Annotated in this window: 17 protein-coding genes and 1 tRNA gene; 10 read left to right on the forward strand and 8 right to left on the reverse strand. The window is 39.6% G+C overall.

Translation table 11 applies throughout. The features are described from left to right. Positions 1-148: 148 nt before the first annotated feature. The 3 genes from PGN18_RS14315 to PGN18_RS14325 all read left to right on the forward strand — a co-directional run bounded on the left by PGN18_RS14315 (position 149) and on the right by PGN18_RS14325 (position 6,254). On the forward strand, positions 149-3,394 hold the full coding sequence (locus tag PGN18_RS14315) for a TonB-dependent receptor (RefSeq protein WP_335320222.1): 3,246 nt from the start codon (positions 149-151) through the stop codon (positions 3,392-3,394). Positions 3,395-3,778: 384 nt separating this feature from the next. Continuing rightward, positions 3,779-5,080, forward strand: a complete 1,302-nt coding sequence (locus PGN18_RS14320; protein WP_335320223.1) for a hypothetical protein — start codon at positions 3,779-3,781, stop codon at positions 5,078-5,080. A gap of 91 nt (positions 5,081-5,171) precedes the next feature. Next, positions 5,172-6,254 carry a hypothetical protein gene (locus tag PGN18_RS14325; RefSeq protein WP_335320224.1) on the forward strand — a complete coding sequence of 361 codons (1,083 nt, stop codon included), beginning with the start codon at positions 5,172-5,174 and terminating at the stop codon, positions 6,252-6,254. A gap of 260 nt (positions 6,255-6,514) precedes the next feature. Here PGN18_RS14325 and PGN18_RS14330 read toward each other — a convergent pair whose 3' ends face one another. After that, positions 6,515-6,970: a JAB domain-containing protein gene (locus PGN18_RS14330; RefSeq protein ID WP_335320225.1), complete on the reverse strand. Its 456-nt coding sequence runs from the start codon at positions 6,968-6,970 to the stop codon at positions 6,515-6,517. A 558-nt stretch (positions 6,971-7,528) separates the two neighbouring features. On the opposite strand from PGN18_RS14330, the gene PGN18_RS14335 reads away from it, so the two are divergent. After that, positions 7,529-7,888, forward strand: coding sequence for a response regulator transcription factor (locus PGN18_RS14335; RefSeq protein ID WP_335320226.1), 360 nt, complete (start codon positions 7,529-7,531; stop codon positions 7,886-7,888). 315 nt (positions 7,889-8,203) lie between these two features. On the opposite strand, the gene PGN18_RS14340 is transcribed toward PGN18_RS14335, so the two are convergent. The 3 genes from PGN18_RS14340 to PGN18_RS14350 form a co-directional block, all read right to left on the reverse strand. Next, positions 8,204-8,641, reverse strand: coding sequence for a sensor histidine kinase (locus tag PGN18_RS14340; protein ID WP_335320227.1), 438 nt, complete (start codon positions 8,639-8,641; stop codon positions 8,204-8,206). Between the two features lie 27 nt (positions 8,642-8,668). Next, positions 8,669-9,778, reverse strand: coding sequence for a PAS domain-containing sensor histidine kinase (locus PGN18_RS14345; protein ID WP_335320228.1), 1,110 nt, complete (start codon positions 9,776-9,778; stop codon positions 8,669-8,671). A gap of 716 nt (positions 9,779-10,494) precedes the next feature. Further along, a complete protein-coding gene (locus PGN18_RS14350; RefSeq protein ID WP_335320229.1) occupies positions 10,495-10,656 on the reverse strand; it encodes a hypothetical protein in 162 nt (53 codons plus the stop codon). Positions 10,657-11,078: 422 nt separating this feature from the next. On the opposite strand from PGN18_RS14350, the gene PGN18_RS14355 reads away from it, so the two are divergent. Beyond that, on the forward strand, positions 11,079-11,810 hold the full coding sequence (locus PGN18_RS14355) for a LytR/AlgR family response regulator transcription factor (RefSeq protein ID WP_335320230.1): 732 nt from the start codon (positions 11,079-11,081) through the stop codon (positions 11,808-11,810). A 468-nt stretch (positions 11,811-12,278) separates the two neighbouring features. Next, positions 12,279-13,712: a DNA/RNA non-specific endonuclease gene (locus tag PGN18_RS14360; RefSeq protein ID WP_335320231.1), complete on the forward strand. Its 1,434-nt coding sequence runs from the start codon at positions 12,279-12,281 to the stop codon at positions 13,710-13,712. 201 nt (positions 13,713-13,913) lie between these two features. Here PGN18_RS14360 and PGN18_RS14365 read toward each other — a convergent pair. Together PGN18_RS14365 and PGN18_RS14370 are read right to left on the reverse strand one after the other, a co-directional pair. Continuing rightward, a tRNA-Arg gene (locus PGN18_RS14365) sits at positions 13,914-13,985 on the reverse strand. A 128-nt stretch (positions 13,986-14,113) separates the two neighbouring features. Beyond that, positions 14,114-15,424 (reverse strand): tyrosine-type recombinase/integrase, encoded by a 1,311-nt coding sequence (locus PGN18_RS14370; RefSeq protein ID WP_335320232.1) that lies wholly within the window; start codon positions 15,422-15,424, stop codon positions 14,114-14,116. 668 nt (positions 15,425-16,092) lie between these two features. Here PGN18_RS14370 and PGN18_RS14375 point away from each other — a divergent pair. From PGN18_RS14375 to PGN18_RS14390, 4 genes are read left to right on the forward strand one after another with little or no spacing between them, the layout of a single operon-like run. Beyond that, complete coding sequence (locus tag PGN18_RS14375; RefSeq protein ID WP_335320233.1) at positions 16,093-16,449, forward strand: response regulator transcription factor; 357 nt, start codon at positions 16,093-16,095, stop codon at positions 16,447-16,449. Positions 16,450-16,451: 2 nt separating this feature from the next. Continuing rightward, complete coding sequence (locus tag PGN18_RS14380) at positions 16,452-17,513, forward strand: HEAT repeat domain-containing protein (RefSeq protein WP_335320234.1); 1,062 nt, start codon at positions 16,452-16,454, stop codon at positions 17,511-17,513. Further along, on the forward strand, positions 17,513-18,937 hold the full coding sequence (locus tag PGN18_RS14385) for a glycosyltransferase family 2 protein (RefSeq protein WP_335320235.1): 1,425 nt from the start codon (positions 17,513-17,515) through the stop codon (positions 18,935-18,937). Before PGN18_RS14380 ends, PGN18_RS14385 begins: the two co-directional genes overlap by 1 nt. A 2-nt stretch (positions 18,938-18,939) precedes the next feature. Then, a complete protein-coding gene (locus PGN18_RS14390) occupies positions 18,940-20,961 on the forward strand; it encodes an LTA synthase family protein (RefSeq protein WP_335320237.1) in 2,022 nt (673 codons plus the stop codon). Here the strand turns inward: PGN18_RS14390 and PGN18_RS14395 are convergent, their stop codons facing one another. Then, the gene (locus tag PGN18_RS14395) at positions 20,962-22,128 is read right to left on the reverse strand and encodes a hypothetical protein (protein ID WP_335320238.1); all 1,167 of its coding nucleotides are present in this window, start codon (positions 22,126-22,128) and stop codon (positions 20,962-20,964) included. After that, the gene (locus PGN18_RS14400) at positions 22,128-23,369 is read right to left on the reverse strand and encodes a YaiO family outer membrane beta-barrel protein (protein ID WP_335320240.1); all 1,242 of its coding nucleotides are present in this window, start codon (positions 23,367-23,369) and stop codon (positions 22,128-22,130) included. Before PGN18_RS14400 ends, PGN18_RS14395 begins: the two co-directional genes overlap by 1 nt. Between the last annotated feature and the right edge of the window lie 11 nt (positions 23,370-23,380).

Here is a 23,380-nt window from a genome sequence, read left to right on the forward strand (position 1 = left end):
GCGCGGCAAAAGGTGCAACAAACCAGATTTATACCTACAAAAAACAGATTAAACTTCTTTACATCAACAAGGGGCCGGATTGCTCGAACAATCCAGCTCCTAAAACAAAAGTTTTTAACCCGTGAAAATTAAAAAACATCTTGAACCTATGAAAATAGGAATTTATGAATATATAAAAGAATATATTATCAATTTAGATTACCGCCCTTTGGTAACCTTCATCATACTATCTACTTTTTTATTTAACGAGGCATTGGCAAACAGCTTTGTACAAACGCCAAAAGAAGGCACAGTGAGCATTAAGATAGTTGAAATGGGCATTCCTGATGCGCTTTCATTGCTTGAAGAGAAAGCAGGTTTATCAATCAATTATAATAAATCGATTTTCAGCAAAAACGGGAAAGTAAGCCTCGAAGTACAAAACATGGCCATTGAGCTGATTTTAAAAAAAATACTTTCAGGCACCAGAGTAGCATACAAATTTACTGATGCCAATACCATATTGCTATATAAACTTCCGGATCTGGTAAAACCAGGAAACATATCAGGAAAGATTTTTGACGAAAAAGGTGAAACACTGCCCGGTGCATCCGTTAAAATTAACGAAACGGGCAAAGCTACACAAACGGCCAGCGATGGTAGTTACATATTAATTGCCGAACCCGGAAAATATACAGTAGAAATTAGTTATATATCTTTCATTACACAACGCATAAGTGATGTAGAAGTCAGGGCAGCTAAAAGCACACCGCTTAACATTGCACTAAAACCCGATGCAAAAGGTTTGCAAGATGTGGTGATAACCGCGAGCTATAAAAAAGCTTCCGTTGAAGGCTTACTGACCCGTCAGAAAAATGCTGCTGAAATGAGCAATGGAATTAGTGCCGAACAGATTTCCAGAACACCGGATAAAAACATTGGTGAAAGTTTGAAACGCATTAGCGGGGTAAATTCGGTAGACAATAAAATGGTTTTAGTACGCGGCATAGGTGAACGTTATAACACTGCACAGCTGGATGGGATTACCCTACCCAGTACAGAGGCACAAACCCGTAACTTCTCTTTCGATTTAATTCCCTCGAACCTGGTTGATAACGTTGTGGTGAGTAAAACCGTTACGCCTGATATGAACAGCAGTTTCGGGGGTGGGTTAATACAGATCAATACCAAAGATATCCCTACCGAGAACTTTATATCTTTTACAGCAGGTACTTCATATAATGATCAAAGCACAGAAAAAGATTTTTTAAGTCATAAGCGAGGCAAATACGATTATTTTGGGTTTGATGATGGAAGAAGAAATTTTCCGGTCGGTTTAGAACATACTGAACGTACAACGGCACCCAACAATACCCTTACAGACGAGCAGTACCAGCAAAAGCTGATTGCTCAAAGCCAGAAATTCGTCAATGATAATTTCACGATGTACAGGCACAAAACGGCACCATCTCAAAATTATCAGTTTACCATAGGCAGGACCATAGGCATTGATACTACAAATAATAAAAAACTGGGTTTTACCACATCATTAAGCTACCGCAACAACCAGAATATCAATACCATTGAGCAGCAAACAAGAGGTGAATGGAATATCAATACGCCAAATACCGGTGCGAAATATATGTTCAACACCACTTTAGCAGCCATGTTAAATGTGGGTTTACAGCTTGAGAAAAACAGATTTAGTTTCCGCAACACCTATACACACATTTACAATAACGACCTGTTTAGAACCATTGGTTATGATGCTGATAATGGATCTGAATTCTTTGCCAATGGCCAAAAACCAAATGCCATTGTTGAAGCTGACGACCCTACGTACACCGACCTGTTACAGAATAAACTCAATGGCCAGCACCAGGTAGGCAAAGTAAAGCTGGAATGGAATTTATCGCGTACATCAATAGACCGTAAAGAGAAGGATTTGAGTATTAGCACCCAAAACTTGCAGCAATTTGGTAATGATTATGAATATTTTTACCAGGCAAGTGGCCAAAGGGAAGGTTATATCAAACCTACCTCAAGACATAACTACAGCAATAATGAACACCATCTTGCCTGGGGTGGCGATGCAAGTATGCCTTTCAAAATTGGCTCACTAAATAATACGGTAAAAACGGGGTATTTTGGTATACACAAGGAAGGTTCCTTAAACTGGGAAATCGCATCACTTGTCCGTAATGCATCGATACCCGATAGCCTGAAATTCATCTCTATTGCCCAAATGATTGATCCTGCCAAAATTGGCAATAATGGCTACAATTATTTTATTAACCCATACTTTTTAAATGGCTATAAAGGTAAAAGTACCACCCAGGCGGCGTATATGATGTTTGATGACCGTCTTGCTGAAAAATTACGTTTGGTATGGGGCCTAAGAGCAGAGTACTTCAAGTATACCGAACTCCGCAATGACCTCAATGTTAGGGGTGTGAGTGGTTTCGCACTTCCATCTGAGAAAAAATGGCGTTGGTTACCTTCGGCTAATCTTACCTATAGCCCTACAAAAGAGATTAACATCAGAGCCGCTTTTTCAAATGCTGTAGTAAGGCCCGAACTAATGGATAACAGTCAGTTCTTTAGATACGACCCTATGTTTGACGCCCAGTTTGGGAACGAGGGTTTAGCCAGTACCCAAATTAAAAATTACGATCTTAAATTTGAATGGTTCCCAGGCCTGGGCGAAATCATCTCGGCAAGTGCCTTTTATAAAAAATTCGATCAACCCGTAGAAGTGGTTTACAGCATATCAAACGGAGGCGGTTTTTATTATATCAAAAATTCTGATCAAGCCAAAGTTTATGGATTGGAACTGGAGTTGAGGAAAAACCTGGGTTTCATCAACAGCAGTACCCTGTTATCACGAATAACGCTTTATGGCAACCTTACCTTACAAACAGCCAATGTAGTTGGGACCTACAAAGTTACCGGTACCAACGGCGAAAGTGTTATAGTAGGTGCCAAAGCCAAAAGAAACATGTATGGGCAGGCACCTTACCTGATCAATGCCGGTTTACAGTATCTGGACGAGCATTTTGGCTTCAACCTGGCTTATAATAAATCTGGGCGCAAAACAACTTTGGTTAGTCCGGAACTGAATAACATTGAATATGAAAACCCGCGCGACCAGATTGATGCACAGATTAGTTATAAGTTTTATAAAAACAGGTTCGAAGTAAAAGTCAATGCAGGGAATTTACTCAACAGGGCCTCGCTGATTTATAGAAATACCGCGAGTTACGAAGCTAACCCCGATTACCAGCCGGGTTCAGACTACAGCAACAAGTCGCGATTGAAACCAGGTTTTACCAACAACCTGGATGATGGAGACCAGGTGATGTTTTCGCAAAAATTTGGCCGCACCTACAGCACTTCCATAACCTATAATTTTTAGAACGCCCATGAAAAACAGTTTTTATAAGGTTAAACCATTTAACAGGAAAGGAGGAAATTTATTTCCTGCATGGCCATAAAAAAACGAAAGGTTGTATCAGAACCCTTCGTTTAAACCGATCATTTGGAGTGGAACGGCCAATCAGGAAAAACCTGAACTATTTTTAAATCTACTGTTAAAAACCCAGGGTAGCTAACAGCTTTACTTAGTCAAATCTATATGAACAGCTAAGATATAAAAAAACATCATATTTAGGTATATCAGGCTTTTGTTTCCTTAAAAACCGACAAATAACTTGTCTGTAAACCTAAATAACCTTGAAAAAAATCAACCTAAAAAACATGGATCGTAACAATAAGATCCTATGAAAAACAAAAAATGACAATGAAAAATTTTAAAAATTTAATCGGTCTTTTATCAATTGTTGCTGTTTCATTTACAGCTTGTAAAAAAAACGAAGGTGGTGCTGATGCATTCGGTAACCGCAGCACTTCAGCAGCAGATTATTCACAATCATCCTTGCCGGTTGTGGCTGTTAACGGAGACATTACCAGCTCTGTTACCTGGACCGCAGGAAACGTTTACGAATTAAGCGGTGTAGTAACGGTTAGAAATGGTGCAACTTTAACCATCCAACCAGGTACTTATATCAAAGCTTCGGTGAATACTCCGGGTGTACAAAATGGTGTATTGGTTATTGCCAAAGATGGTAACATCAATGCAGTAGGTACAGCAGAAAATCCAATTGTATTCACCAGCCGCTACCTTTTAGATGGTGATGCCAGTACAACTGGTAAACCAGGCGACTTTGGCGGAGCCATTATTTTAGGTAATGCCAGAATCAACGTTGGTGATAAACTGATAGAAGGTTTAGCTGACAATCCTAAATTCCATTACGGAGGTACAAATGACGAAGATAACCGAGGTACTTTCCAATATGTGCGTATTGAGTATGCAGGTTTCCAGCTGGCGCCAAACATCGAAGTAAACGGTTTAACTTTAGGTGGCGTGGGCAGTGGCACAACGATCGATCATGTACAGGTTTCTTATGGTCTGGATGACGGATTTGAGTTTTTTGGTGGTACAGTTAGTCCAAGTAATTTAATTGCGCTGGCTTCTGATGACGACCAGTTTGATTTCGATAACGGTTTTACCGGTATATTAAGCGACTGTGTGGCCATTGCCGATAAAAATTCTACACACAGTACGAGTGGAGGCAATAGCGATTCAAACGGTATCGAATCTGATAACAATGCACCTGCGGAAGATGGTACGTTTAGCTTAACCCCTAAAACACATCCAACCTTACAAAATGTAAGCATTTTCGGAACTGCAAATAAAAACGGTATTTCTGGTTTAGGCTACCGTAACGGTATCCGCGAGCGCAGAGGTTCTGAAGTAAGCTTAATTAGTGTGATTGTTTCTGGTTACAATATCGGTATCGCTTTCGACAGTGATGCCAATGCAAGTCTTTCAGATATCTCTTCTACTTCTGTTCATGGTTTCAATAATTCAATCACAGCTGCCGTTGGTGCTTATGCTGATGGTGGTGGCAATACTTTGGTAGTGAATGCAACCAACGCCAGTACTTTCGGTGTTGCGCAACCATGGTATAACACTCCGGGTTCTCCTGCTACAGTTACACTTCCGAGCTGGGCTTCAGGTTGGTCAAAACTTGTATTTTAATTTTTTCTTAATAGAAAGAGACTATGCTTTTCGGCATAGTCTCTTATAATAAAACAGGATAACACTGTTTTAAATGATAATTAACCTTTATATGAAACTTAAAATATTTGCCTTTTTTTTCCTTTCGGCCATCGCCACATTAAGTTTATCCTGTCGTAAGGCAGAACTACTCCAACCCGAACCGGTTAAAATTATTCAGTTAAATGTTACGGGTGCAAGTAGTGTTGAGCTGGAGTACCTGTATAAAGACAGCGTAATTGCCGCACCACCTACCGGGGGCATTAACGTAAAAACCCTGCTTACCGTTAAAGATCAGCACGCTGATTTGAAAATCAGAAAAAAAGGTTCAACGGAGATATTACTCTCCAGAACGATAACGGCAGCACCGTTCGATCAGTACATCAGTATTTTTTATGATGGCACTAAAATATACAACAGTTCCATTTCATTACTCATCAAAGGCTACGCACTGGCGGGTGAACTCGAATTTTTGATAGATGGAAATGTATTTTTATCCGGCACCGGGTCGATAAATAACACCTCCCCTATCTTGATTGATAAAGGTACAAAGAGAGAAATCATGGTACGCAAAAAAGGCGAAACCGATATTCTGCTTGCTAAAACGATCGATGCAACCAGCAATAGCCAAAGCATAAATTTCTTTTACGATGGAACCAAAATTGTTGACAATGTAAGCCTTAACCCGCCTGTAAATCCTGCAAATATGATGGTAAGTGCAAAGTTCGAGACTTTATTTGCACCACAATTTAAAAATGTTGATGTAGACCTCGTTTTCTACACCAGGCTTAAACCACAATCTACTGCAGCGTATGCTACCGCCGGAACAAAGGTACAGCCCGAACTTAGGCTTACTTTACTTAAAGATGGTACTTTTAACCAGATAGAACTTCCACCACTACCAGATGCCAATTATATATATAGTTTTGATATTGTTGAAAAAGACACAGATAATTTACCCTACACCACAACCAGCGCGCCTTTTGTATTAGCGGCCTATCCCTTTAAACCCAACCAGGGCCGTTATGGGGAAATTAATTTTGAAGCCGGCAAGTCGAGGTTGTTTGTTATCAACGATACTAAAAATATTTTAGCAAATACAAGAAGTACCTACTTTTCCGGAAAAGTAACCGACCTATCTCAATATTTCAGATAGTTTTAAAATGATCATTCTATAGAAAAAGGAGAAGCCAAAGCGAACCGCAGGGGTGACATCCTTTTTCTTTATCAGGAATTAAAGAGTCAAACCTCCCCATACTAACATATTCGTTACGACAGCCCCGTCATACGCTATAGCTGTTCAAAGCCTTTTTGATATAGATAGATACAGAGAAAGAAACAATGCGGAAGTCGAAAAGGTCGGGAATCGGAGAAATGAACAAAAAAACAGCTCCTGCAATCACAGGAGCTGTTTTACTACAACATGATTTTATCCAAAAAGCTAAAATATCCATCCGAGCACAAGATGATGTGGTCCAACACTTTTATATCAAGCAACGCACCAACTTCCGACAACTTCCGTGTTAGTTTGATATCCGCATCACTAGGAGCTGGATCCCCTGACGGATGGTTATGGGAAAGAATAATTCCACTCGCACAGGCCTTCAATGCAACAGCAAAGATAATCTTTGGATCTGCCATCGTCTGAGACATTCCACCCTGTGAGATATTGACAATCCCTAAGCCCCTATTTCTTCTATTCAGGAGAATGATCTTAAATTCTTCGATCAGGTTTATCCTATCCTGGCTCCAATTATTGACGAGCGCATGATACGCTTTATCGGAGCTATCAATCTGTGGCCGCTCCATGGCCTTAAACTTCGGGCGGTAGCTGATTTCGATCTCCGCAAGCTGATAAAGTGAGTTTTCCATAACATTTCGATTTAATTATGGTGCTTCGCCAGGTTTGCCGGCCGCCAAAGCAAAAGAAGCAACGGAATAAATAGCAGCGCGCGCAAAGGCTGCTAGCGGGTTTATGCCGGAATTTCTTTCTGCGTGCCGCACGTCAAACCTAAATTTGTACAATGATTAAATGAATTTCCCCAATCTTTTGAATATCCTGCGGCTAACAGGCACCAGTCAAATGGATTCCAAAGAATAGTCTTCTTGTTGTGGGAAGGTTGGTGACAAATTAAGTAAACCGATATCAACATTGTTATTTGTATGACCGTTTAACAATATGTAGTCCTATCCTTACCCTTTCTATCGCTTTCTGATGAGGGATCAGCATTTGTTCCTCTGCTTAAACCTTAGAAACAGAAGTTATTTTTAATGCTATATGGCCCAAGAGAGGATTGAGTGATCGCTCAGTTGTTATGTACCGTTCAATGCTTAATTAATGGAGAAATGCAAAGATTATATTTTATAACAAACGCTGATATTAAGAAACTATTTGAACTTTGATTGGTTGTAATGTAAGTATCGACGCTTATGAGAAAGACAATTATGGTGGTAGAAGATGATGAAGGTATTAGAGATATTATCTCCATTCTACTATCGGAAGAAGATTATGATGTAAAGCTTTATCCAGACGTAGGGTCTTTTAAAAATGAAATTAAATCAATGTCCCCTGATTTATTGATAACAGATGTCATGTTGCCGGACGGCAATGGTCTGGAGCTTTGTAGTGAAATGAGAGCCGATAACCGCACGGATCAAATTCCGATACTGATGATGTCAGCCAATGCATCGATAAATGATTTTGGGTCAAAATGCACACCAGATGATTTTATCGCAAAGCCGTTTAATATAGATGACTTCATCAATAGAGTTACGGCAATACTAAACTAAACCAACTCCTTTAACACTTATCTTTTTCCATAATATAGCATATTCGATTTATTGTAGAACTTATAGCGGAAACAAATCCTTAGTACAGCTGATATAATAACTTTTAATGCGCCTTCCCATTGCAATCCTGTACCGCCTGTATGGCAATCCGCGTGAACTGGATATGACCAGATCGGTTTTTATTCCTGAATTGTTCTCCGGTTCGTGCTCACGACAACGCTATGTAAAGATTTAAGGTCTGTCTTTTGAACAATAAATTTAAATCGCAACATAACCAATAAATTTTGACTCTTATTCCGCAAAGGACCAGGCATTCTACCCAGCTAATGGAAATGAGAGCACAAAAGTACTTCCGCTGCCTTCCTCACTTTCGATTTTTATAGTTGCCCCATGGCGGATGATAATTTTCTTCACCGTGGCTAATCCCACACCGTTGCCTTCAAATTCATCCTGCTGACCAACCCTGGTAAAAAGGCCAAAAACTTTTGTTTGCTCTTCCGAGTTCATCCCAACACCGTTGTCTGTAATGCGGTACACAACATTGTTTTCAACTATGGCCCCATCAATGGAAACAATAGGAAAACTAGTTTTATGAGAATATTTCACTGCATTTTCATTAATGTTCAGGAAGACCTGAAAAAGAAGGACGGGATCGCCATCAATATCCGGAGTTTCCAGGATATTGAGTTTAAGATTTTTATTGATGTCGCCGACTAAAATCTGATCCTTGATCTCAGTTATCAGGGAGGTCATATCTATTGTTCAACCGTATTAACATAATCAGGATACCGCTGCAAAGTCCTCGGAAGGATTGCTTAGTGGTAAAGTAAATATAATGCTTGTACCTTTCTGCTCGAGGTCTTCCACCCAGATGCTGCCCCCATGGCGAACAATAACCTCTGCGCAAAGATACAGCCCTATTCCAAGGCCATCCACTTTCAAATTTGTATTGGCCCTGTAGAACTTCTGGAATACTTTTTTACGGTCTCCTGCAGGTATCCCTATCCCATAATCCCTGACCATGAACCTGATCTGATCAAGACCTGTGGCTATGGTAATTTCCAGGTTCGGTTCATTTTCAGAATATTTGATGCCATTGTTAATCAGATTGGTAATGACCTGTGCAATCCTGTAACGGTCAGCATCCACCAAAACTTCATCTGCATCAGCATCCACATTGATCTTGGCATTGACGTGAATGACCCTCGCATTGTCCGCCATCTCATCGGCAAGCCTGCGAATATCGAAAGTTGATTTTGCCAGATTAATTTCTTTTAGTTTTGCATTGACCGGTAAGGCCATCTCCCCTAAAAGACGGTTGATCCTCTCGGTTGATCCCAATGCCATGGTCACGATACTGGAAGCTCTTTCATCATTTCGCGACTGCAACAGCCGTTCCAATAATTGTAAGGATGCCCTGACCGCAGAAAGTGGTGTTTTCAGTTCATGCATGGCCACATTCAAAAGCTCATCACGTAGTATTTCCAGATCTTTCTTTCCGGTAATGTCCAGTGTGGTTCCCAACATCTCATATGGTATGCCATTTTCGTATAAAACTCTCCCATTTGCCTCAATCCAGTGAATGACGCCATCCGGATGCTTTACCCGGTACTCAGCCCGGTAAAGCTGTTGCTCTTTTATCGCATCTAGAACCTTGGACTGCATTTCCGGCAGATCCTCAGGGAGTATACAACTTAACATGTCAGCGTAACTAAATGCTGCGTACGGATCCCATCCGAAATTTTTCTTACACTGCGGGCTGCAAGCCATAAAGTTGCTATCCGCCAGGTTCACTCTCCAGAAACCCATGGACACCTGTGCCAGGGCAATATCCAGATGCTCGTCAGAAATATTAAATGTTTGATCTGCGTTGGGAAGTTCAGCACTCATAACTACTTTTGCGAATATTTTTAGCAAAAATACAACATTAATATGAATTTCCTAACACAATATGGTATGTTGAATTAGACCTCTAACTTATTTATATCAGTTATCAAGAAAAAGCATCTGGCGATAAAGAAAAGATCATCTTGTAAAGGAAATGGATGATCTGATGCCACCACACATTACTGCTTGGATGAAAAGTTCATTAAATACGATGTCCGAAATCATCTGATCCGACTCATCTGAATTATACGGAGCCCAAGACCTCAATGGCATTGGCCATGTGGACCGCACACAAACTTACATCTTTAAATACATCTTACCTAAATTTCCTTTTCTCAGCAGATGGGTATCTTAAAAAGTAAATTTTGCTCTATTCTCACCTAATCTGCTCAGCGATGATTTCTCCCTGGTGTAATCGGATAATCTCAGCACAGATAAAGAGTCCTGTGCCAAAGCCCGCTACTGTATTGATTTTTTGATTTCGACTTATGAATACCGGTTAAACAGTTTATCCATTTAATCCTCCGACATCCCCATCCCCCTGTCCTTGATTCTCAACAGAAGATTTCCATCAACAAATCCAAAAGTAACGTCCACCTCTGTACCCATCGGCTGGCATTGCTTATTAAGTTTTGCAGCACCATTTCTAGCCTTTCCCTGTCTGCATTAACAGTTACCGATTCCATTCATTAAATGGTAATCTTATGGGTTGAAATTCATTAATGAACTTCCCTGGACATTTCAGCTTTTAGCGTCGAGATATCAAGACTGCAGCTTCCCATCTCAGCTGCTTCAAAAGCGGCCTTAAACCTCTCGTTGCTGGAAATAACATCAGCATGCGATTTATTAAGTTCTGCATTGATCAACACCAGCTCAGCCATCCGTTTATTGCAGTGTGTAATGCCCAGCCGGTAGGGATTTACAGTGGCATCCTCCTATCAGGAGTTATGCTGGGCGAGGCTGTTTCGATGATGACGCGAAAAATTGATTAATAAAACCTTTTCGCTATACAATTTCTATATCGTTATAAAGAAGGAGGTAAAAACACCTCCTTCTTCAGATAACCCGGCCTTCCGACAGCTTGGTAAATTAGAAAAGTTGAAATGACGAATTAGTAAATGATTCACGATTTCCCGATCAAACTCATCAATATTTGACGTCCCCACAACATTTTTATGCAAATGGCCTTTTATTTACACGAACAATCGATACCACGATGTAGAAGACTCCTAATGTAGTCAATCGTTGCTAATTAAAAATACAATTACTAAATTAGCGTATACTTTGCTGTGCCTAAATAGTTATGGAAATAAAATGCATAATCATAGATGACGAAAACCACACACTCATCCATATAGCGGAACTGATAACATTAACACCGGGTATAACCCACGAGAAAAGTTTCGATAATGCTTTTGATGCACTGACCTATCTGCATATTCAGAAACATGTTGACATTGTATTCCTGGATATTGAGATGCCGCAGATACATGGTATTGAAGCTGCCGACCTATTGCGGCCATACTGTGATTTTTTAGTTCTGATCACCGCACATACTGACTACGGCGTGCAAAGTTTTGAGATCGGTGCAGACGGTTACCTACTCAAACCGGTAAGTGAAGTGAAATTCATCCGCCAGGTGCAGCGCATTCTGGAAGCAAGATCAAGAAAGCCTATCAATAGAAATCCAGAGCGCTTCTTATTGGTAAAAGGTGGCTCGAAGCACAAATATGTTAGTATACCGCTTGACCAGGTACTTTACATCAAATCGCTGTCCAACTACATCCAGATATTTTTAAAAGATGGACAACACATCAGCTATCACACCTTAAAACACGTCGAAGAATCCCTCAGAGACCGTACCGAATTTTTGAGGATCAATAGGTCTGAAATCATATCCTTTAATTACGTTAAACAGGTAAATGGCTACCAGATTCTGCTCCACAACGGAGATAAATTTATGGTCAGCAAAAGTTACAAGAGTCAATTTGATATTTTTTTGCGCAACCGTTTACCTGGGCCAGGGATTAGATAGAGGAAGCTAAAGGTGGGAAAAATTAACAAATCAATTTAAGCGGATGAAGTTATAACAATGTATAGAACCATGCATTTTTCCGGAAAAAGGAAATGGAGTCGCTTCACACTAAGTCCTGAACGACGTTAAAAAGATAAGCGCATCCTATGATTTAGATTCGTTTGCATCCTGCGGATCCAGGCAATTAACTGACACGCTATACAAACTGATCTATTGACTGCTTGGGTGAGAACATAAATGGCAGAATCGACGGCCTTAAATCTTAATCTTTAAGATACATCATGATTAATATATCTGAACTATTCCTTAACCGTTAGTCTATCTACGACTTCCTATACATCCAATTTTCATATTCCGTTTTCAGGGTTTGTTGATATTAATTCACCATCGCGACTACTTTTATTGATACCTTCGCCTCGCATTTTAGGATAGTCTGATTATCGCGACTCTTTAGACATTTAAAAAACAATGAAATTTAAAAACATCCTTATTTATTCAGGATTTATTGGGGTCCTGTCCCTGTCTGCCTGTTCGAAAAAAATTGCAGCTGAAGGAGAAACACCCGTTGACCCACCAAAAGGGCCCACTGCTTACGCCATTACCGAAACCTTTGAATCTGGAACCAAAGCCGCTTATGCATTAGATAGTGTTCAGCTATTAACCGGTAAATGGACATTCAGCGATGCCTTGTTAGGAAATCTTGCCGCGGACGCAAAAAATGGTGCAAAGTCTGTTAGGTTGAGAACTGGATACCTATCCATGAATTTTGATATTGCGGGAACCAAAATGATTTATATATCCCATGCTAAGTATGGCACGGATGCCAATTCTACCTGGCAGCTGTTGGCGTCGACAGATGGTGGAAAAACCTATACCCAGCTCGGTGCAGATATTATGGAAACCAGTACCACGCTGGTAACAGATTCTTTTAAAGTAAGTACTACAGGTAAAGTGAGGTTCCAGATTAAAAAAGCAGGTACCACGAGAATCAATATCGATGATTTTATCTTTAAAGGTATAGGTGATCCCGGAATAATGGTGGGCGCACCAGATACTGATCCAACAGGAAATGGCAACACCGGAACTGTTGCACCAGGAAGGGGCACACCAGAAGCCGGTGCAGATGCACCACCAGCGGGCGGTGACAATTCCAATTTATTATTTGGTAATCCTTCGGGCGCGCAGGCAAATATTGTATCAGCAGAAAATTACCTGATTGATCAAAAATACTATGTGGAAAGTTACAGCATGACACGAGGCACCCCCAATTGGGTAAGCTGGCATTTAGATCCAAATAATTTTAACGGGGCCGTAACCAGAAAAGATGATTTCGCTTCTTTTACCGGCCTGCCTGCCAACTGGTACCAGGTACAGAGCAATAGCTATTCGGGCTCCGGTTTTGACAGAGGCCACAATTGTCCCAGCGGCGACCGAACCAGTTCAAGCAACGCCAATTCAGCTACATTTCTGATGACCAACATGATCCCCCAGGCACCAAACAATAATCAAAAAACCTGGGAGTCCTTCGAAAGTTACCTCCGTGCACAGGCATTAAACGGTTATGAAGTTTATGTGATCATGGGAAGTTACGGAAAGGGTGGAATTGGCTCGGCAAGCACGTCTGTAATCACCACCATCAATAATGGAAAAGTAACCGTTCCATCAAACGTATGGAAAGTGGCCGTACTCTTAAAAACAGGTGATAACGATCTAAGTCGCGTAACAGCATCTACAAGGGTAATTGCGATCAATACCCCTAATGTCAATACCATTGGTGCCAACTGGAAAGATTATATTGTAACAGTAAGAGATATTGAAGGTGCAACCGGATATAACCTGCTTTCTAACCTGCCACAAAACATCCAGGATGTAGTAGAGAAGGTTAGAGATCAGGGTAACTAGATTAAACAAGATAGAATCCAACCATGGTAAAAGCTACTAGAGTAACATTCAGATCTGCCTTTATAGTACCGGAAACACGTTATTCCAAGTCGAGCCATAACATTGGCTACATCTGAGGCCAATCATTAATTCAATACCAAGAAAGAAACATAATTGAGTCTATAGGTAAAAAAGGGAGGGTTTAAATACCCTCCCTTCAAGTGTTCCCAGAGGGATTCGAACCCCCATCGGTGGTACCGGAAACCACAATTCTATCCATTGAACTATGGGAACATCGAGTGGCAAATATAAAACTTTGGATTACAATTTCACACTATAATTAACAATAAACCTAATTTATCTCTAATGCATTTGTAAAGACAAACGACACACACATTTAATTTACTTAAACACAGAATAAATTAACGGCATACTGATAGAGTAATGTCAGATAATAGATTAATTTGCCTGCGACTATCTGTTCTTCGGTCATGCCTTAATAAGCTTACTACTGCATTTTGCACTTCATCCAAAATGCTCCAGTCTTTTTCAATATAGATATCAGTAGTCTTACGGGCCTCATCCACATGATTCAGTGCTAATGCTACATCATCCTTGCTTTTCCTACATTTATTCCTTGCAATGGTTGCAAAACTATGTCTTGCCCAGTAAAAAGATATCCTGGGAATTTCAAGGGTCGTACATATTTTATCGAATCCCTGGCTTAATGCAGTATTCATCCCTGTCGCTGTAGAGAACCGTTCATGAAGAGTACCCACATATTTATCAAGTATCGGTTTCATTTCATCAATTATCTTAATACTTATAAATGCTCGATCCCTTCTTTTATCTTTTGTCTTCATCCTGTTATATTCCATCCTTCCATTATAAAGATTTTGATTTTTCAAATGGAAAATATCAATAGCGTTAGTTCCACAGGCATAAAAAGAAAGCATGAAGAGATCTCTTGTGATTGCCTCTATACCATCTGGAATGCGAGGTTTGAAATCCCTGATCTTTTTTATGGTGTCAATATCGATGTTTCTTTTTCTTGTCTCGGGGGCGGGTTTTATTTTGTACTTCTTGAAAGGGTAGTGCTTGATTCTAATCAACCCGAGATCCTCATCGTTAAAAGTATCTCTGGCTACATTGAAAAGACCCCTTAGATCCCTCATAGCACAAGCAATACCAGCATCTGTAAGACCTTTACTTTCTATTTGAAATTTAGTGCCATTTCGATGGATGCGGTGTAGTGTTCTCGGCTTCCTTAAAAAAGCCTCATAAGAACGCAGCATTTGCGAGGTGATCTCATCTATGAAAATCTCTTCTTTACCAAAATAATCAATCAGGTGGTTTATCGCACTTCTGAAATTATTGGCAGTACCGTCTCTCCCGTGAGATTTCAATGCTTCAACCCTCTCTCTTCCAAATGAGATGATCTCCACCTTCTTCCCCTCTGATTGAATATACTTGAGTAAATTTTCACAATTGTAATAATCCACCCTGTCACCTAGCGCAGCTATAGATTCTCGATATTTAAATATGCTGTCGTATATAGGTTTCATCACAAAAATATCTTTTATGTTGAAGTCCCTATCCAATTGTTTCCTTACGACAAACTGTTTGGTATCAAGGTAACGGGTCTGACGTTTGTGGGTTAAACGGATTTTGACATTGAAAGTGCCATCTTTTTTCATCTGGTGTCTCAGTATTACCGCATTTAATGTTGCCATAACTTTGTCATAAAAAAATGTGTAAATTATTTGTAAAACACAGCCGTTAAATTCATCAAAAAGTACTGTTCAAGTCGACTTTACTTTCCAATCAGAAATTTATGAATTTAAAAAAAAACATGATTTCAACCATTTCTGAAGCTGTTTTTTATAAATTTAAGCAACATTATTGACAATTTAAGCTCGAAATTCCGGTACCATCGATATGAGTTCGAATCTCGTCGGGAGCACCTCACGAGACAAATCAGTTTTTACGCTGTTTGTCTCGTTTTTCATTTAGGCTGAAGTAATTTTGATAATCTATAATTACTAGGATATTCTATATAATAGCAAAACGATTCTTTGTCATTTTTTGTCAAGAACGATATTTACTGGTTGCTCATCGTCATTACAGGCGGGCAGCAAACAAATTATGATGGTGAAGAAATAGGCATGGTTTTCATGTTGTTTACTTAGTTACAATTTTGTTTTTTTGCATTAGGGTCGGTTCTGTCAAACTGCTATCTTTTTGTGTCCGGAAGAAGAACTGCGGAAAGATAAATAATGCTGCAAGGGCATGGAAAAAATAGCCCACCGAGAACAACTCTTCTTAGCGGAAGCATTAGCACTATTTAATTATCCAGCTAAATGTATTAACTTAGCAATAGTAATTTAATAATAATTAAGACATGAGGGTATTAATTGCTGAGGACGACGAGTTGATGCTTAAGATCGTTGAATTTCGTTTAAAAAAAGATGGGCATGAGGTTATTCTTGCTCGTGACGGAAATGATGCATTGCAAAAAGTAGAAGATTATGAACCTGACCTGATTATTTCTGACGTAATGATGCCTTATCGTTCGGGGCTGGAAATTGTAGCAGCAGTAAAAGAAAAACACGAGACACCTATAATAATTCTTTCTGGAATGGGGCACGAGGATATGGTACTTGAAGCCTTTCGTTTAGGTGCGGACGACTATTTGACAAAGCCGTTCAGTCCTAGTGAACTGTCTGTACGGATAAAACGGTTTGGAGTTGCTAAGTAAAGATGATCTATTTTGAAGTTCTCCTATCCGTTTTCCTAGCGCTTGCGATCTTCTTGATCACATTTCTTTCTTTTTATTTATTTATTCGTAAAATCTTTAGAAGAGAATATCTGAAGTGGGACAGGATGATAGATATGTTACTTCGTAAAGCTATATTTTTTCATGAGGGCAATAATGGCCAACTGACCTCAATTCCAATAACTCGACGATTGAAGGACAATTTAAACAACAGAAGATTCTCTAATCGGTTGGTAAAAAAAATTATCCTAGCAAAGCGTAGTGTATCGGGACAATATGGAGATAACCTTCGCCAATTATACATTCAACTTGGTTTGGATAAAAAAGCACTTCGATTATTGGGAAGCCGTAAATGGCACTTACAGGCTTATGCCATTCAGCAGATCGGAACGATGGGTCTCAAAGAGCATCTTGCCCGGGTATACCGTTATACCAATCGCAAAAATAACCTAATTCGTATGGAGGCACAAATTACCGTACTGAATCTTATCGGGTTCGAGGGGCTTCGTTTTCTTGATATCATCTCTTATCAGATAACAGATTGGCAACAAATCAGGCTTTTAAAAGAATTATCAACAGTACCACAAACTGAATTAACGGGGATAGACAAATGGCTAAGCTCCGAGAATGCAAGTGTTACCATTTTTGCGCTTAAACTGGCCCGAAATTACCGCAGGTACGAGCTTTATGAAAACATTTTGAGTTGCCTTGACCATAACAACCCCAATGTCCGTCAGCAGGCGATTGCAACATTAACAGATATATATGTAGAAAACACATCTGAAGTGCTGCTGGCCAGATTCGAAGGGGAAACTTATCAAAATCAAATAGCCATCATGAATGCAATAGCAGTTATTGGAGATGTGCAAAATGTTTCAACTTTGCTTAGTTATCTGGATACTGAGAAGGCCCAAATGAAATTTGCGGTTGCACGTGCCATTATCAATGGAAATAAAACTGGTCTGGAATGCCTTATGAATGATCCAAGATCGAAAACTTACCCGCTAATAGACATGATTCCTCAACTAAAAACCGAGATTAGATAGTGAGCTGGCAGTCATTTTTAGTAGATCTTTTTACTTATGGGTTATTAGCCTATTCAGTATCGCTTTTATCTTGCTACTTGCTTTTCGCGGGGTTCTCGATTGGGGAAATTCGTAATTATCTGCGTAAAAATAGTTTTACAGATTATGGGGTACTAGCTGGCTCAATACATGCTCCCAGTATTAGTATATTAGCACCAGCCTATAATGAAGGGGCAAACATTATTGAAAATGTTCGGTCTTTGCTATCCATAAATTACACCAACCTTGAAGTAATTATTATTAATGATGGGAGTAAAGATGATTCATTGGCGAAGCTGATTGAAGCTTATCATCTTTATAAGGCTGACTTTTTTGTTGACGGCCAGATTGAAACGAAAGAAGTAAAAGGCGTTTACAGAAGCAGAAAGATAGTTTATAAAAAGTTAATCGTTGTTGACAAACAAAATGGCGGAAAGGCAGATGCCTTAAATGTTGGTATAAACGTTTCAAGCAACAACTATATTGTTTGCATCGATGTCGATTGTATTTTAGAGCAGGATGCAATTCTCAAGCTAGCCAAACCCTTTTTAGAAAACACGAAAGAACGTGTTATCGCAACGGGTGGGGTGATTCGGATTGCCAACAGTTGCATTGTTGAAAACGGACGTTTGCTCAAAGTTAAGCTTCCCAGACAGTTTCTACCGCGTGTTCAGACGCTGGAATATATTCGGGCCTTTTTACTAGGTAGGATGGCCTGGAGTCGTTTAAACGGTTTGCTGCTGATATCAGGAGCTTTTGGGGCATTTGATAAAGACATTGTGATTAAGTGCGGAGGGTATAATCATAAAACAGTAGGCGAAGATATGGAGTTGGTAGTAAGAATGAGGCGATATATGCAGGAAAATAGGATTCCGCACAAAGTGAGTTTTATCCCAGATCCACTGTGCTGGACAGAGGCGCCATCTACCTTTAAAATACTAGGGCGACAGCGAAATCGATGGACCCGTGGCACAATAGAGACCCTTCAGATGCATAAAATCATGTTTTTAAATCCGAAATATGGCATTTTGGGCATGCTTAGCTATCCATATTGGTTATTCTTCGAATTTTTAGCTCCCTTAGTGGAATTTTTCGGATTTATCGCATTTATAATCTTTGCCTGCTTCGGATTGATCCAATGGTCATTTTTTTTCGGCTTATTGCTTTTCATATTTAGCTTCGGGTTTTTGTATTCAGTTTTTGCAATATTAATGGAGGTGTTCACTTACAATCAATACAAAACAAACAAAAACCTGCTACTTTTAATTCTAACAGCCTTTTTGGAACCATTGATTTTTCATCCGTTTGTAGTATGGTCTGCTGTAAAAGGCAATATTGACTTACTACGGAAAAAGAATGCCTGGGGAGAAATGACCCGGCAAGGATTTACAAAAGAAAAAGTTTAACAATGATTAATCGTTTTAAATCAGCAAGTCAGGTTTTCCTGCAAATTGCCTTAGTTTGGCTTATTGCTTTAATTGTGATCAGAGCGGTGGAAGTTCTGGTTAATGGATTAATTCATCAATTTCCGGCTAACCTATTGAGCTTTATGTTATGGTCATGGCTTGCAGATATAAGCTTTTGGGTTAAATGGATAATCTTTGAACTGATTTTATTTGTACCACTATTTTTTGTTCATCCCAGGTTGGCAATAATCAGCTTTAAAGTATTTGTTGCTATTATCATCTTCATTCAATTGGCCCTTTGCCAGTATTTCACTACTGCCATGGTGCCATTGGGAGCCGATTTTTACGGCTATTCTTTTGCCGACATCAAACAAACTGTTGGTGCTTCCGGCACAGTAAAACTTCCTATAATTCTAAGTTTTGTAGGCATAATTGTGGTATTAGTGATTGCACTTAATCGATTGCCAAAACACATCAAGGCTCCATTGTGGTTGGCCTGGTCCTTGCCCATACTATCTGTTTTTTACTTAATGATCAATGGCGAAGAACATCTTTTCAAAAAAAACTTTGAAAACCTTTTTGTCAATAACCTTGCGCTAAACAAGGTCGATTACTTTTTTATCAGTTCTTATATTCATTTTTATCCCACAGACGAGGATTTGGATATTTATGCCGATTCCTATATTGGAGATTATGGCAATGATAGTACTGCATCCAATACTTTCACCTATCTGGGTGGATCGGAATACCCGTTTTATAGGAAAGCGAATGATCCTGATGTGCTAACGCCATTTTTTAATAAAGCGAAAAACAAACCAAATCTTGTAGTAATTATCATCGAGGGGCTTGGGCGTGCATTTACCAACGAAGGCGCCTATCTGGGAAATTTTACTCCTTTTATTGATTCATTATCCAATAAGGGTCTTTACTGGAGAAATTTTCTAAGTGCCGGTGGTCGCACGTTTGCAGTCCTTCCCTCTTTAATGGGATCGTTACCTTTCGGTAAAAATGGTTTTCTTGAACTTGGACAGCAAATGCCAGATCATCTTTCTTTGTACAGCTTGTTAAAATTTAATGGATACAAGACTTCATTCTATTATGGAGGTGACGCAACTTTTGATAATATGAACTTATTTCTTCAAAAGAACAGCGTTGATGAAATCAGAGACCTTAAGTCCTTTTCGGCGAGCTATTCTAAACTGCCTGCAGAAAATGGTTTTTCCTGGGGATATGGAGATCAGGAGTTATATCAGTATTATCTGGCAAACACGTCTTCAAAAGCTACTAAACCAGCGGAGTTGAACGTAATTTTAACGGTAACTACCCATAATCCTTTTCTGATTAATGAACAGGAAAGATACAATTTGAAATTCGAGCAGCGCATGGCTGATTTAGGATTTGATGAAACTAAGAAAAATAGTTATCGAAACTACAAACACCAGTATGGTACTATTTTATATGCGGACGATGCGCTACAGCGCTTTTTTAATAATTATAAAAAACGAGAAGATTACAATAGTACCATTTTTATAATTACAGGAGATCACCGTATGCCAGAGATTCCGATGAGTAACAAAATAGATCGCTATCATGTGCCATTGATTATTTATTCTCCGCTGTTAAAACGTAGCGCGCAGTTCGCATCCATATCTACACATTTCGATGTGACCCCAAGCTTGCTTGCGTATCTTCAGTCAGGCTATGGTTTAAACTTACCAGACGCTGCAAGCTGGCTCGGATCTGGGCTTGATACTGCCCGCTCATTTAGGAATGTTCACAGTTACCCCCTGGTACAGACCAAAACAGAGATGATTGATTTTATCCAAGGTCAGTACCACCTCAATGGTACATCCCTTTATCAAATAGGTGACAATATGCAAGAGGAGTTAGCAAGAGACGAAGTGAACTACAATAGAATAAAAAATGCCTTTGAGAACTTCAAGCGAAAGAATGCCAGTTTGGATTCTAAGACTAAATTGCTGCCATCATCCGTAATTCAAAAATACAGTCCTATAAAGAAATAGCTATTTGTTGTTGAATTCGCGTTCCTGTTCGAGGATAGTAGTCATCATCGGGCGATAGAAATTCCAAAAGAAACTGGATCGTTCCATTGGATCACTGGTGTTGTAAAACAGCCATTTGAAAGCACTAATTCCTTTAAAATAAGAGGTTGACAGGCTTACAGGATTGTCACAGAAATCTCCAGAAAAGTAATAAAAACGGTAATCGGCTTGCTTATGCATCAACACTGCAGGAAAAATAGCACTTAGGCCGTTCGCATTCAAAAGCGACCGCCCGCTTTGGTTAACATCCATTCGGAAGCTGGCAACCTGTGTGTTTATTGCCTTATCTGGTTGGATGATGTCAAACCAGAATGGATATTTAATTTCTTCAGGCAAGCCCAGCACTTTTTGTCCGTATTCACCACTTATAATATGTGGCATTGGATTCTTTAGGTCCCGGCCATCCTCTAGGATGATGACCTTGTCTTGCTCGCTGACCAAAGCAATACCTGACTTTTTAAAAGGCCAGTTGTTATTATTTGCAAGTTTATAATTGTTAATAAGCCACCTTGGCAGCTCTTTATTTCTTGCTGTATCAAGGCTTTCAAAAAAGCGACCTGTCCAGCCGGTCCAATGCATTGCAAACATATTCTCGAATTGCTTTCTGGTTTCTTTGCCTGTTGGACTTCCAATGCTATTAAACTCTGTGATAATGAGTTTTCTTTTCTCCTTCATCTGCTTTAACAACTCAATATCCTGACCGCTCATCCCTCCATAAACCATTCCTGATCGCTCATTATTATTCTTTTGAGCATACCATTCATTTCGATAAATGCCGTAGGTATCTGTAAAATAAACCAGGTTAATGTCTTCGCTTAATTGATGTAATTGATCATTATTAAAACGCTCCAGTCCCTTAAGCCGAAATTTTTCTTGCGCCAATGGAAAGAAGCCAAAATAATCGTGGTCAATTTTATATAGCTTGCTTGCTGTTTTTGTTAATTTCTCATGATTTAGCACCCATAAGAAAGAGATATGTTCCTGCCCGTCGGATGTAAGAACTGTTTTATCGATTATAGCTGCAACCATTTTGGTTTTGGGCTTTAAATACCAGCAGAACCACATCATTAATGGAATGCTGGCAATAATAGCCAGGGTAATCCATATTTTCTTTGTCCTTTTTGTCATCAGAAACGTCTTATATAGCCAATCCCGAGATCAAATTGATTGCCTTTGGTGTTAGGCCTATATTCCTGGTGCTCTAATCCCAGGTTAACGATGATGACATTAAGCGATTTAAGTGCTTTCCTATAACCAAGCGTAATATTGTTAGAGCGTAGCTTGTAAGTCGTGTTTCCAATTAAAACATTATTTTGGGGATCGTCTGGCGATAAACCAGTACCCATGCGAAGGCTAAAATAATCGTCAGCGCCACCGAAATAGTACCGGGTGGTGAAAGCAAACGATTGAGATACCTGATCGTTTGAAGGAGTTAAAAAAGTCCGAAAATTAAACCAAAAGCTTTTGTAGTATTTCCCTACTGATGCCGTGTAGCTCCAGGTTGATTCGCCAAAGGTTAAATAACGAAATCCAGCTTCCGCTTCAAAGCTTTCGGGTAGGTTCGCATACAATGAAAAGCCTGCACGGTAGTGAGGGAACACACCCACGTCGCTAGAATAACCGCCACTAATATAAGCCTGAAAGGTATCTGATATGCGGGGATATGCGTCTACCTCGAACTGAAGGCCGTTGCGGTTAAAACGATTGGCATAGTTTACTCTTCCGGTAATAGAACCGAATTTGGTTTGCCTGCTATAGTCTATATTCACAATGTGCCAAGGATCATCGAATTGTTTATCGAAGTATACAAAATCATAGTTGAGCCCTATTCTGTTTTTAGCAGAATTTTCCCGTACTCTTACGGCTAGTGTGCGTGCCTCAGTTAGGTTCGGTGATCGTTTTAACACCTCTTCAATAGTAATGTTTGCTTCTTTCCATTTTTTTAAACTGTTAAGTATTTTAGCTTTCAATAACAGAAAATCATCGTCTGACGGGTAGAATGTAAGACCTTTATTTACATTTAGCAACGCTTTTTCATTATTGTCTTCCCAAAATTCGAGAGTAGCATTAGCCAGCTGTGCATCTTTGTTGTCAGGCTGTTTTGCTAAGACCAGAGCGAAAGCTTGCCTCGCACTATCTGGCTCCTTGCTCCAGCTGTAAAGCCTACCTAAAAAAATCCTGACATCGGCATAATCCGGACTTTTAGCCAGTGCCTTCTTGCTGAGTGCAATGGCTTTAGGGTAGTCTTTTGATTCGAATGCAGCGGTCCTTGCTTGGGTAAACAGCTCGTCTGCACTGCCATCCTGCGCTTGTAAGAATTTTGAGAATAGTAAACCTGAGAATAGCAATAAATAAAATTTGGACTTCATAATAGTAAAAC

It is taken from the genome of Pedobacter terrae (assembly GCF_036946585.1).
GTDB classification, from domain to species: domain Bacteria; phylum Bacteroidota; class Bacteroidia; order Sphingobacteriales; family Sphingobacteriaceae; genus Pedobacter; species Pedobacter terrae_C.